This window comes from Streptomyces sp. NBC_00582, assembly GCF_036345155.1.
In the GTDB taxonomy this organism is placed as follows: domain Bacteria; phylum Actinomycetota; class Actinomycetes; order Streptomycetales; family Streptomycetaceae; genus Streptomyces.
This window is the reverse complement of record NZ_CP107772.1, coordinates 1810576-1823023: the sequence shown is the minus strand read 5'-3', so window position 1 is coordinate 1823023 and position 12448 is coordinate 1810576. Positions and strand designations below refer to the sequence as shown.

9 protein-coding genes are annotated in these 12448 nt (G+C 74.3%); 7 read left to right on the top strand and 2 right to left on the bottom strand.

Translation table 11 applies throughout. The features are described from left to right. Positions 1-2: 2 nt before the first annotated feature. The 3 genes from OG852_RS07625 to OG852_RS07615 are packed head-to-tail and all read left to right on the top strand — an operon-like array spanning position 3 to position 3596. Positions 3-1376 (top strand): NtaA/DmoA family FMN-dependent monooxygenase, encoded by a 1374-nt coding sequence (locus OG852_RS07625; protein WP_133917378.1) that lies wholly within the window; start codon positions 3-5, stop codon positions 1374-1376. Beyond that, complete coding sequence (locus OG852_RS07620; RefSeq protein ID WP_133917377.1) at positions 1373-2458, top strand: LLM class flavin-dependent oxidoreductase; 1086 nt, start codon at positions 1373-1375, stop codon at positions 2456-2458. The genes OG852_RS07625 and OG852_RS07620 overlap by 4 nt, the downstream gene beginning before the upstream one ends. After that, entirely contained in the window at positions 2451-3596 is a 1146-nt protein-coding gene (locus OG852_RS07615) for an LLM class flavin-dependent oxidoreductase (protein ID WP_133917376.1), read from the top strand. The genes OG852_RS07620 and OG852_RS07615 overlap by 8 nt, the downstream gene beginning before the upstream one ends. A 118-nt stretch (positions 3597-3714) precedes the next feature. Here OG852_RS07615 and absR1 read toward each other — a convergent pair whose 3' ends face one another. Next, positions 3715-4800, bottom strand: a complete 1086-nt coding sequence (gene absR1 / locus OG852_RS07610) for a beta-glucuronidase AbsR1 (protein ID WP_133917375.1) — start codon at positions 4798-4800, stop codon at positions 3715-3717. Between the two features lie 96 nt (positions 4801-4896). Here absR1 and OG852_RS07605 point away from each other — a divergent pair, with 96 nt between their 5' ends. After that, complete coding sequence (locus OG852_RS07605; protein WP_330347413.1) at positions 4897-6825, top strand: LuxR C-terminal-related transcriptional regulator; 1929 nt, start codon at positions 4897-4899, stop codon at positions 6823-6825. A 171-nt stretch (positions 6826-6996) separates the two neighbouring features. On the opposite strand, the gene OG852_RS07600 is transcribed toward OG852_RS07605, so the two are convergent. Next, entirely contained in the window at positions 6997-9561 is a 2565-nt protein-coding gene (locus OG852_RS07600) for a CHAT domain-containing protein (protein WP_330351415.1), read from the bottom strand. Positions 9562-9826: 265 nt separating this feature from the next. Between OG852_RS07600 and OG852_RS07595 the strand changes: the two genes are divergently transcribed. The 3 genes from OG852_RS07595 (at position 9827) to OG852_RS07585 (ending at position 12412) form a co-directional block, all read left to right on the top strand. Continuing rightward, positions 9827-11239, top strand: coding sequence for a S8/S53 family peptidase (locus OG852_RS07595; protein WP_330347412.1), 1413 nt, complete (start codon positions 9827-9829; stop codon positions 11237-11239). A gap of 82 nt (positions 11240-11321) precedes the next feature. Further along, entirely contained in the window at positions 11322-11897 is a 576-nt protein-coding gene (locus OG852_RS07590; protein ID WP_133917605.1) for an RNA polymerase sigma factor, read from the top strand. Positions 11898-11902: 5 nt separating this feature from the next. Beyond that, positions 11903-12412 (top strand): hypothetical protein, encoded by a 510-nt coding sequence (locus OG852_RS07585; RefSeq protein ID WP_133917604.1) that lies wholly within the window; start codon positions 11903-11905, stop codon positions 12410-12412. Positions 12413-12448: the final 36 nt, after the last annotated feature.

Here is a 12448-nt window from a genome sequence, read left to right as displayed (position 1 = left end):
CCATGAGCAAGCCCCGGAAGCAGATCCACCTCGCCGCCCACTTCCCCGGCGTCAACAACACCACCGTGTGGAGCGACCCGAAGGCCGGCAGCCACATCGAGTTCAGCTCCTTCGCCCACTTCGCGCGGACCGCCGAACGCGCCAAGTTCGACTTCCTCTTCCTCGCCGAGGGACTCCGGCTGCGCGAACAGGGCGGCAAGATATACGACCTGGACGTCGTCGGCCGCCCCGACACCTTCACCGTCCTCGCCGCGCTCGCCGCCGTCACCGACCACCTCGGCCTGACCGGCACCATCAACTCCACCTTCAACGAGCCCTACGAGGTCGCCCGCCAGTTCGCCAGCCTCGACCACCTCTCCGGCGGCCGGGCCGCGTGGAACGTGGTCACCTCCTGGGACGCCTTCACCGGAGAGAACTTCCGCCGCGGCGGCTTCCTCCCGCAGGACGAGCGCTACTCCCGCGCCAAGGAGTTCCTCGCCACGACCACCGAACTCTTCGACTCCTGGCAGGGCGACGAGATCCTCGCCGACCAGGCCACCGGCACCTTCCTGCGCGACGCCAAGGCCGGCGCCTTCGTCCACGAGGGCCGGCACTTCGACATCCACGGCCGCTTCAACGTCCCCCGCGGCCCCCAGGGCCGCCCGGTGATCTTCCAGGCCGGCGACTCCGAGGAGGGCCGCGAGTTCGCCGCGTCCAGCGCCGACGCGATCTTCAGCCGGTACGCCCAGCTGGAGACCGGCCAGGCGTTCTACACGGACGTCAAGTCCCGCCTGGCCAAGTACGGCCGCCGCTCCGACGACCTGCTGATCCTGCCCGCCGCCACCTTCGTGCTCGGCGACACCGACGCCGAGGCCGCGGAGATCGCCAAGGACGTGCGCCGCCGGCAGGTCAGCGGCGCCACCGCGCTCAAGCACCTGGAGTTCGTCTGGAACCGGGACCTGTCCGCGTACGACCCCGAAGGCCCCCTGCCCGACGTCGACCCCCTGGTGAGCGAGGAGCACATCTCGCGGGGCCGCGCCCAGGTCCGCATGTACCGCGACCCCGTGGCCGTCGCCCGTGAGTGGCGGGAGCTCGCGCAGGCCAACAACTGGTCCATCCGCGACCTGGTCATCGAGACCGGCAACCGGCAGAACTTCGTCGGGACCCCGCAGACCGTCGCCGACACCATCGACGACTACGTCCAGGCGGACGCCAGCGACGGCTTCATCCTCGTCCCGCACATCACCCCCACGGGCCTCGACGAGTTCGCCGACAAGGTCGTCCCGCTCCTGCAGGAGAAGGGCGTCTTCCGCACCGAGTACGAGGGCACCACCCTGCGCGACCACCTCGGCCTCGCGCACCCGGACGCGAAGGCCGCGGAACGGGCCGCGTCGTGAGGTTCCTCGCCATCACCCTGATCGTGCACCGCCCGGACCCGGTCACCGGCGTCCAGAAGTCCACCCTGGACCGCTTCCGCGAGGTGCTCGACAACGCCCTGCTCGCCGAGGAGCTCGGCTTCGACGGATTCGGCGTGGGGGAGCGGCACGAGCGGCCGTTCATCTCCTCCTCGCCGACCGTCGTCCTCAGCCACATCGCCGCCCTGACCAGCCGCATCCGGCTGTTCACCGCCGTGACCACGCTCAGCCTCCTCGACCCGGTCCGCGCCTACGAGGACTACGCCACCCTCGACCACCTCTCCGGCGGCCGGCTCGACCTGATCATCGGCAAGGGCAACGGCGCCGCCCAGCGGGAGCTGTTCCAGGTCACCCCCGAGGACCAGTGGGAGCGCAACGCCGAGAGCTACGAGGTGTTCCGGCGGATCTGGCGCCACGACAAGGTCACCGCGCACACCCGCTTCCGGCCCGCGCTGAAGGACGCCGAGGTGTGGCCGCGGCCGTACCAGCGGCCGGTCCGGGTCTGGCACGGCAGCGCCACCAGCAAGGAGTCCGTCGACCTCGCCGCCCGCTACGGCGACCCGCTGTTCTCCGCGAACGTCACGCACCCCGTCGAGCCCTACGCCGAGCTGATCCGCCACTACCGCGAACGCTGGGAGCACTACGGCCACGACCCGGCCGCCCTCACGGTCGGCGCCGGCTCGGCCGGGCTCCTGGTGACCCGCACCTCCCAGGAGGCGCTCGACCTGTACCGGCCGGTCTTCGAGGCGAACCTGGCGTTCCAGAGGCAGACCGGCCTGCCGGTGGTCTTCGAGACCCTGGAGGACTTCGTCGAGCGCAGCTCGGCCCTCATCGGCAGCCCGCAGCAGGTCATCGACAAGGTGCACCGCTATCACGAGCGGCTCGGCCACACCGTTCTCCATCTGCACGCGGACGCGGGCGGCCTCACCGACCGCGCGCACCGGCACTCCCTGGAGCTGTTCCAGTCGGAGGTGGCCCCGGTGCTCCGCACGGAGATCCCCGACCCGCCGTTCGCGTGGGCCCCGGTGCTCACACCCACCACCGAGGAGCCGGCCCGTGTCTGAGATCCCCCTCGGCGTCCTCGACCTGGTCCCGATCTCCTCCGGATCGACGGCCGCGGACGCCCTGCGCAACTCCGTCGACCTGGCCCGGCACACCGAACGCCTCGGCTACGCCCGCTACTGGTTCGCCGAACACCATCTGAATCCGGGCGTCGCCGGTACGTCCCCCGCGGTCGTCCTCGCCCTCACCGCCTCCGCCACCTCCACGATCCGGCTCGGATCCGGAGCGGTGCAGCTCGGTCATCGCACCGCGCTGAGCACGGTCGAGGAGTTCGGCCTGCTCGACGCCGTGCACCCCGGCCGTTTCGACCTGGGCCTCGGCCGCTCGGGCGGCCGCCCGCCGGGCGAGAAGGCGGCCCCGTCCGCCACGGCCACCCCCGTGGTCGACGGCCGCGCCCCGAACGGGCTGCTGATCCCGCCGCGCTTCTCCTTCGAACGCCTCCTCGGCTCACCCAGGATCGCGCTCCAGCGCAGGCTCCTCCTCCTGCCGCACGCCGAGTCCCAGGACTACGCCGAGCAGATCGACGACGTCCTCGCCCTGCTGGCCGGCACCTACCGCTCCCCGGAGGGCGTCGAGGCGCACGTCGTGCCCGGCGAGGACGCCGATCTGGAGCTGTGGATCCTCGGCAGCAGCGGAGGGCAGAGCGCGGAGGTCGCGGGCGCCCGGGGCCTGCGGTTCGCGGCGAACTACCACGTCTCCCCGGCCACCGTGCTGGAGGCGGTCGACGCCTACCGGTCCCGCTTCAAGCCCTCCGACACGCTCGACGCGCCCTACGTCAGCGTGTCGGCGGACGTCGTCGTCGCCGAGGACGACGCGACGGCCCGCGAGCTCGCCACCGGCTACGCCCCGTGGGTGCGCAGCATCCGCACCGCCGAGGGCGCCATCCCGTTCCCGACCCCCGAGGAGGCCCGCGCCCACCCCTGGACCGACGAGGACCGCGCCCTCGTCCAGGACCGCCTCGACACCCGGTTCGTCGGCACCCCGGCCGCGGTCGCCGACCGGCTGGAACAGCTCCAGGAGGCCACCGGCGCCGACGAACTCCTCATCACGACCATCACCCACGACCACACCGACCGGGTCCGCTCCTACACACTCCTCGCCGAGGAGTGGCGCCGCCGCGGCCACTCCCCGGCCGCGTAGGCCACCGTGTCCGGCCGACGCCGGCCGGTGCGGCCGGGCACGTCTCCCTCCCCCGAAGGTGACGTGCCCGGCCCTTCCCCCGGTGCCGGACAGTGGTCTGTGCGCGGTCGTGCGCCGCTCACCAGCACATGACCGCCGTCTCGCCCGAACCCCAGCCGGAGGACAGGCGGACCCGGACGACATAGCGGCGGCCCCGGACGAGCCGGGACCTGATCGTGGCGTTGTGCGGGGTGCCGCCGTCGTCCTGGCCGGCGAGGAAGCGGGGTTCGCCGTCCCGCTCCTCGAAGACCACGACGACCGAGTCGCTCTCGCCGAACGTGCCGACCGTGTACTCGCGGGTCTCCCGCGGCTCCACGGTGAAGTCGGCCTGCTCGCCCGGCCCCAGCGACAGCGCCACCGACCGGAACGGCACCAGCGCGGGCGGCGTCGGCGTCTCGGGCGGCGGATACCAGCGCAGCACGAACTCCTTGTCCAGCGGCGAGAGCGCCCCCGGCGGATGGACACCGCCCCGGAACTGCTCCGGCTCCAGGATCAGCCCCGCCGCGAAGGGGTACTCCATCACGGACTGCGGATCCCACACCGAGCCGTTGACCTCGGCCGGATCCAGCTTGCGCAGAACGTTGAAGTACGTGCGGTCCCGGCTCCAGTGGTTCGGCGGGCCCGCCAGATCGGCGTAGACCGCCTCGTCGTCCCAGTGGATGCCCGCGAACGGGCTCTGGTGCTCGTGCTGCATGCCGAGCGCGTGCCCGATCTCGTGCAGGGCCGTCGCCCGCTCCCCCGGGGCGGTCAGGTCCCAGCCGAAGTTCATGGTCCGCTCGTGGAGCCCCGCGAGCAGCGCGTCCCGGCCCACCGCCGACCAGGACCCGTCCCCCTGCTGGAAGCCGATGCGCAGCTCCGCCTCCGAACGGTCGGCGACCTCCGCGAACGACACCCCGATCCCGAGGCCCGCCCACTCGCGGAAGCAGTCGCGCACCACGTCCCGCTGAGCCGCGTCGCCGACCCACGACACCCGCCGGGTGCCGCCCCCGCCGGGCACCGGGATCACCGACGCGTCGTTCTCGCCGTCGAAGAAGTGGTAGTGCAGGACCGTGCCGTTGACCCACATCCGGCGCCCGCTCAGGAGCGCGCCGAGCCGCTCGGCGGCCAGCCCCGGCGCGAAGGCGGGGGCCGGCTGCTGCGCGAGCGAGCAGTAGCGGGCCGTCATGACCACCAGCGTGCCGGGCCGCCCCGGCCGGGCGCCTGAGTCGGGGGCTACTCAAGTCGCCCTGTATCAGATCTGAGCATCCGGACTCCTGCTGACGTGACGACGATCGAGACGCCCACCGGGACCCCGCGACCGCCCTGGCCGTTCACCGGACGGGAGGAGGAACTGGAGCTGGTGCGCCGCTCGTCGGCGGCGGGCCGGCCGGGGATCGTGCTGACGGGTCCGGCGGGCTGCGGCCGCACCCGGCTGGCGGCCGAGGCGGTCCGCGGCACCGACTGTGCCCGAGCGGCCGGCACCCCCGGCACCCGGGGCACCGCCTTCGCCGCGTTCGCCCCGCTGCTCCCCGAGGGCGTCACCCTGCACCGGGCCGTCCAACTCCTCTCGTCCGTACGGCTGTTGTTGGTCGACGACGCCCATCTGCTCGACGACGCATCCGCCGCGCTGCTGCACCAACTGGCCGTCCGGGGCCGTACCCGGCTGCTGGTCGTGGTGACCGAGGGCGCCGGCGCGCCGGCGGCCGTCACCCGGCTGTGGACCGGTGACCTGCTGCCCCGCCTGAGCCTCGAACCCCTCCCCGTCGAGGACACCGCCCCGCTGCTCGCGGCCGACGCGGACGGCCCCCTCGACCCCCTCACCGTCGACCGGCTGCACCGTCTGTGCCGGGGCGATCTGCGCCTGCTGCGCGACCTCCTGGCCGCCGTACGCGACGAGGGCCTGCTCACCCCCCTCCCCGGGAGCGGCGAGCGGGCGTGGCGCGGCCGGATCCCGCTGACCCCCACCCTGCGCGACCGCGCGGCCCCCGTCCTCGCCCGCCCCTGCCCCGACGAACGCGAGACCCTCGACCGGCTCGCCTTCGCCGAACCCCTGTCCCTGCCCGCCGACACCCTCGATCTGCGCGTCCTCGAACGCCTGGAGGCGGACGGCCTGATCGAGGCGGACGACGGCGAGCCCACGACCGTCCGTCTGGCGCACCCGCTGTACGGTCCCGTCCTGCGCGCCGCCGCGGGCCGTCTGCGTGCGAGGCGGCTGACCGCCACCCGCCGTCCGCTGACGGACGCCCTCGACGCGGAGGCGGCCGCCCTGGCCGAGGACATCGCCCGGGCCGACCTCCGCGCCGGGACGGCCCCGGTGGGGGAGTGGCTGGTCGCCGAGGGACAACCCGTCCCACCCGCCTACGCCGCCGTCCGCGCCCGCCACGCCCGCCTGCGCGGAGCCCCCCGCGAGGCCGCGGCCTGGGCAAGCCAGGGCCTGACGAACCCGACGTCGGCCAACGGCCGTTGGGCCGAGGGCGGCGTGACGGGCACGGCCCCGCTCCGCGACGGCGGCGTGACGGGCACGGCCCCGCTCCGCGACGGCGGCGTGACGGGCACTGTCCCCCACCGCGACCGCGGCGCAGCGGGCCACGGTGCTCCTCCCGCCATCGACCGCCCTCCCGCCGCCGATCGCCGCCCGGGCGACCGTGCGGTCGCGGAGTCGGCCTGTCGGCGCGAACTACGTCTCGCCGCAGTGGAGTTGGGTGAGGTCGAGCCCGTCGGCAACGGTGAGGTCTACGACGCCGTGCGCCTCGGTGCCCCCGAGCGTGCCCTCGGGCTGCTCCCGGACGGGAGTGTCTTCGCTCGCCATGCCAGGGCGCTCGCCGACGCCGACGGCCCCGCGCTGGACCGGGTCGCCGAGGAGCTGGCGGGGCGCGGGTTCCTGCTGTTCGCGGCGGAGGCGTACGCCCAGGCCGTACGGGTCCACCGCGACCCCACGGCCGCCCGCACCGCCCGCACCCGGGCCGTCGCCCTCGCCCGCCGCTGCCAAGGGGCCCGCACCCCGGCCCTGTCCGGCCTGGCGCTCGGTGAACTCACCGCCCGCCAACGGCAGATCGTCACCCTCGCCGCCGCGGGCCTGAGCAACCGGCAGATCGCCGAGCGCCTCACCCTGTCCGTCCGCACGGTCGGCAACCACCTCTACGGCGCGTACACCCGCCTCGGCGCGGGCGACCGCGCGGCGCTGCCCTGGCTGATGGACCAACCCGCCTAGGGGGGTGTTTCGAAAGTCCTGTGCGGTGCCCGCGGTGTCCGGTGCGTGCTCTCGACGTGCCGGACGAAAGCCCTCGTACTGGACGTACTTGGGGTTTCGGCCGGTGCGGCGCGAGTACGTGCCGGGCGCCGCGGGTGCTGTGCGGGACTTTCGAAACACCCCCTAGGGCGTTCACGCCGCGCCGAACGCCGTGAACGCCCACCCCGTCGCCTGGTGCAGCGCGTCCCCGGGCAGCGCGGCCCGGGCGTCGCGCAGCGCCTCCGCCAGGCCGGCGCCGTCGGCGAGACCCTTGTGCAGGGCCAGCATCAGCGGCACGACCGCCGCGTCGTTCACGGGCGCGCTGCTCGCCACCACACCGGCCGTGCCCAGCGGCAGCAACGCCGTGACCAGACCGAGGAGTTCGTCGGCGCCGACCGAGGCGAGCCGGGCGGTGTCGCAGCTGGAGAGGATGATCCGGTACGGGCTGCGGGCCAGCCGCTCGAAGTCGTGGACGATCAGCGGGCCGTCGGCCATCCGCAGCGCCGAGAACATCGGGCTGTCGGCGCGGAAGGTGCCGTGCGCCGCGATGTGCGCCAGCGCGGCCCCGTCCAGTTCCCGCAGCACCCGGTTCCCGTGCGCGTCGGCCTGCTCCAGCACCGTGGCTCTGCCGTACCGCCCGGCCACCTCCGGCACCTCGGCGCCGCCGGTCGCCAACCCCGGCCCCCGTACCAGGACCTGCCGTCCGCCCGGCGGCGGCTCGGTCTCCCCGGCCCGCAGCCAGGCGTTCGCCGAGGGCGAGACACTGACCACCCGCTCGCGCAGCGACGGCAGCAGCGCCCACGGAACCCGGTGCAGCCGGGCCGGCGGCACGACCACCACGGGCCCCGCGCCCAGCCGCCCGGCGGCCTCACCCAGCAGCAGTTCCTCCAGCCGCCGCCCCGCCGTCTCCGCCAGCGGCAGCCGCGCCTCCCCACCGGGGTGGGCGAGCCGGCGCAGCGCCGACTGCACGAACTCGGCCTCGCGCTCCGCCTCGGCCAGCAGCCCGCCGGCGAACCGTCTCACCCGCCCCCCGCCGCACAGCAGCACCTGCACCCGCCCGTCCAGGACGGCGAGTTCGACGAGCCGTCCCTCGCCCAGCCGGTCGAGGAGCCGGCCCGCCTCGAAGCGGCCGCCGTACCCCGGCGCGTGACCGCGGATGTGCAGGGTGCGGGAGCGGATCTCCCGCTCCAGCCGGCGCTGTTCCCGCTCCAGGGTCGGCACCGGACGCCCGTCCATCCGGGCCTCCTCCGCGCGCGCCGCGATCACCCGGAACGCCGTCAGCCCGCTCAGCAGCGCCGGGTCGGCGGGCGGCCGGGTGGGCGGGGTGGACAGGGCCGTGGCGCGCCAGCGCTCGCTCCACTCCAGCAGTCGCCGAGGCCCGCCCCGCTTCAGACTCACCTGCTGGGCCAGGGCGGCCAGTTCGGCGCCCTGCGCGGTGGCCCGGGCCCGCAGCTCCGAGGCGCCCAGCGTCGTACGGTGGTCGTCTAGGACGGCGAGGCCGCGTCGGCAGGCCTCCAGCACACCCCGGTCCGACCCGGTGGCCCGGGCCCACAGCGCCTGTGCCGCCCAGCCCGTCATCCGCGCCAGCGGGGGCCCGCTGCGCCGGCTGCGCGCGGCGATCTCCAGATACCGCTCGGCGTCCGCCGTCCAGTCCAGACCGAGCGCGATCCGGCCCGCCAGCAGCCAGGCCTCCGGCGCGGCCGGCGCCCCGAAGGAGGACAGCCGCTCGGCCACCCTGACCGCGTCGGCGACCAGCCGTCCCGAACCGCGCCCGGCGGCCATCCGCGCGTCGATCAGCACCAGTTGGGCGTGCGCCTCCCACCAGGTGCGCCGCTGCCCGGCGAAGAGCCGCACGGCCACCGCCGCTCGCGCGATCGCCGTGCCCGCGTCGCCCGCCAGCCGGGCTGCCTTCGCGGCGACCAGCAGCAGTTCCGCCTTGCGGGTGGACTGGCCGCCGATGCCGTCCAGGACCGCTGTGGCCGCGTCCGCCTCGGCCAGCGCCTCCGGTGCCAGCCCGGCCGCCATCAGCACCTCGCAGCGCCGGATGTTGAGCATGAACGTGGGTGTGCCGAGCTTGGCGTACCGCTCCTCGGCCTCGTCGAGGAGCCGCAGCGCCGCCGGCACGTCCCCCGAGCGGAACGCGGCCAGGCCCCGGCTCTCCACCGCGTCCGCCTTGTCGTGCTCCTGGCCGGTGGTGTCCCACAGCGCCTCGGCGGCCGTGAAGTCCGCCTCCGCCCGCTCCACCGCCCCGAGCGCGAGATGCACGGTGGCGCGCAGCGTCAGGGCGCGCGCGGTCCAGATGACGTCGTCCGCCTGCCGCAGTACGGGAATCGCCCGCCGTACGTCCTCCAGGGCCTCACGGTGGTGCCCGAGCACCCACCACGAGTACGCCCGCCGGTACAGCACCCGCGCACGCGTGTGGCCGGTGCCGCGCGCGATCCCCCGCTCGAACGCGGTCAGGCCCTGCCGGGTGCGGCCCGCGTGCACCAGCGCCACGCCGAGCGTCGCCAGCACGTCCGCCTCGCGCTCCGGGCAGTCCGCGCGCGCCGCCAGGTCGCGGGCGCGCCGCAGATGGTCCAGGGCGAGCCGCATGTCGCCCCAGTCGCGCTGCCAGATCCCGATCACCTGATGGCCGACCGAGGCGTGCAGGGTCGTCGGATCGGCGGCGAGCACTCCTTCCGCCCGCGCCAACGCGTCGTTGGGGGCGGCGAACACCATCGGCAGCAGTTCGAGAACCGGGTCGTTTCCCGCTGTCACTCCACGGATGGTAGTGCTCCGCACGGCACGCCACACCAGTTCGGAGCCGTATCGGCCGGTATCGAGAGGGCATCAGGGCAAGGGGACGCGAAACAGGGGGCGTGCGTACACAAGTTCACCCCCGTCCTGCGCAACCGCACCACCGCTCCCACCGTCGCACCACCTGTATCAGCGGACCGCCTCGCGGATCTGACTGACGACACATCGGCCAGGGGGAGGACACGGCATGGCACCACGGCGATTCCACGAACAGTTCGACCAGATCCAGCGCGCGCTGCCGGGCGTACCGCTCGCGATGGGGCCGGACGACTCCGCCGAGTTCATCTACGAGAAGGGTGTCGTCCTCGCCCGTGACGGCGAGGAGGCGCAGGTCGTCGAGGACACCGTCCGCACCCACTTCACCGAGGCCGAGGGCCTGACCGCCGACCACGTCCGAAGGGCCGGACCCCGCGCCAACCGCTCCGGCATCACCCGTATCCAGGTCGGCGACCCCGGCCACGGCGACCGCACCGCCGACCACGCCGTCGCCGGCGCCCTGCGCGCCCTGCGCACGGCGGAGGGCCGCACCGGACGCCGGCTCGTCAGCCGCAACCACGTGGTGTCGATCGCCGTCAACGCCTGCCCCGGCGACGAACCCGTGCCCGCGCCGCGCACCCAGCAGCCCAACCCCGCCCCGGCCGAGGGGGACCACGACCCGGACACCGCCGTCGGCGTCCTCGTGATCGACACCGGCCTGATGCACGACTACCGCTCCTACCCGCCGCTCGCCCACACCGACGGCGACCTCCAGATCCAGGAGACCGACCAGGACGGCGTCCTGCAGCAGTACGTCGGCCACGGCACGTTCATCGCCGGACTGGTCGCGGCCGTCGCACCCAACACCGACGTGACCGTGCGGGGCACGCTCAACGACTGCGGCGCCATCCTGGAGGACGAGTTCGGCGAGAAGCTCTTCGACGCCGTGGAGCAGGGCGGCTGGCCGGACATCCTCAGCCTCTCCGCGGGCACCTCCAACGGCCGCCTCGACGGCCTCCTCGGCCTCGACGCGTTCCTTCGGGCCCTGCGCGAACAGCGCACCCTGCTGGTCGCGGCCGCCGGCAACAACGCCAGCGCCACCCCTTTCTGGCCCGCCGCCTACGCCACCCTGCCCGAGTACGCCGACGCCGTCCTGTCGGTCGGCGCGCTGCGCGCCGACGGCGCGTTCGGCGCCTGCTTCAGCAATCACGGCCCCTGGGTCCGGGTCTACGCCCCCGGCGAGCGCCTCACCGGCGCCCTCACCGGCTTCGACACGCCCGTCCCGTACGTCTACCAGCACTCCACCTACGACGCCTGCCGCTACGGCTTCGGCTACGCCTGCACCTGCCGCTCCCCGCGCCACACCGGCGTGCTGAGCGACGGCTCGGGCAAGCCGGACCAGGTGATGTTCGAGGGGTTCGCCGCCTGGAGCGGGACCTCTTTCGCCACCCCCCTGGTGGCCGGGCTCGTCGCCGCCCACATGACCGCGAACAAGGAGACCGATCCCCGTGCCGCCGCCCGTCAACTGCTCGAAGGCAACACCGAGTTCGCCGAGGTGCGCGGGGCGCACGTCCCGGCGCTGCGCCCGGCCGGCTGGCGTCCGGCCCCGGTCGGCCCGTCCTGAGCGGGCCGCACGGAGCGTCATGCGGTCCGAGAGGGCCCCCGTCACGGCGTACGATGACAGGCCGTACACGAGGGGTGGGGCCGTGGACCGTACAGATGTCGGCGCGCTCGTCCAGTCGGCCGTCGACGGTGAAACGGCGGCCTGGAAGGCGCTCGTGGAAGGGCTGAGCCCGCTGGTGTGGTCGGTCGTGCGCGCACACCGGCTCTCCGAGGCCGACGGACACGAGGTCTACCAGACCGTCTGGTTCCGCTTCGCCCAGCATCTCGGCCGGATCCGCGAACCGGACAAGGCGGGCTCATGGCTCGCGAGCACCGCGCGCAACGAGTGCCTGAAGGTGCTCAAGAGCTTAAGGCGGCTGACGCCGACCGACGACCCCCAACTGCTCGACCGCGCCAGCGACGAGCCGACGCCCGAGCAGTCGGTGCTCGACTCGGAGGAGGCGGCCGCGCAGAGCGAGCGCGTCCGCTTCCTGTGGCAGGAACTGGAGGCGCTCGGCGACCGCTGCCGACAGCTCCTGCGGGTGCTGATCGCCTCGCCGCCGCCCAGCTACCAGGAGGTGTCGACCGCACTCGGCATCGCCGTCGGCAGCATCGGACCGATGCGCCAGCGGTGTCTGCGCCGCCTGCGGGCCCGACTCGACGCACGGGGAGCGCTGTGAACGGCATGAGCGACCACCACGACGGGAACGGCGCGGGCGGCCCGTTCGACGACGGGCTCGACGACGAGTGCTACGACGACGAGTTCGACCTCGCGAGCCTCGAGGAGGAACTCCGGCAGGCCGCCGCGATCCTGGACCCCGTCCCGCCGGACCTGTGCCGGATCGCCGTCGAGGCGTACGCGCTGCACGACCTCGACGCCCGTATCGCGGAGCTCACCTTCGACTCGCTGACCGACGCGATCCCCGTCAGGGGAGCCGAGGACGTGCCGCGGATGCTGACCTTCCACTCCGGGGACCTGACGGTCGACGTGGAGGTGTCCGAGGAGGGGCTGCTGGGGCAGCTGATGCCGCCGCAGTCCGCCTCGGTCGAGGTGCTGCACGGCCCGCGCGCGGGCGCCGCGCTGACCGCCGACGCCCTGGGCCGCTTCTCCTGCGCCACCCCGCCCACCGGCCCGTTCGCCCTGCGGCTGCGGACCGGCGGCGAGGTGGTCGTCACCGAGTGGATGCGCGCCTGACCGCGAGCGGCCGCTCAGGACACCCGCGGATCCGCG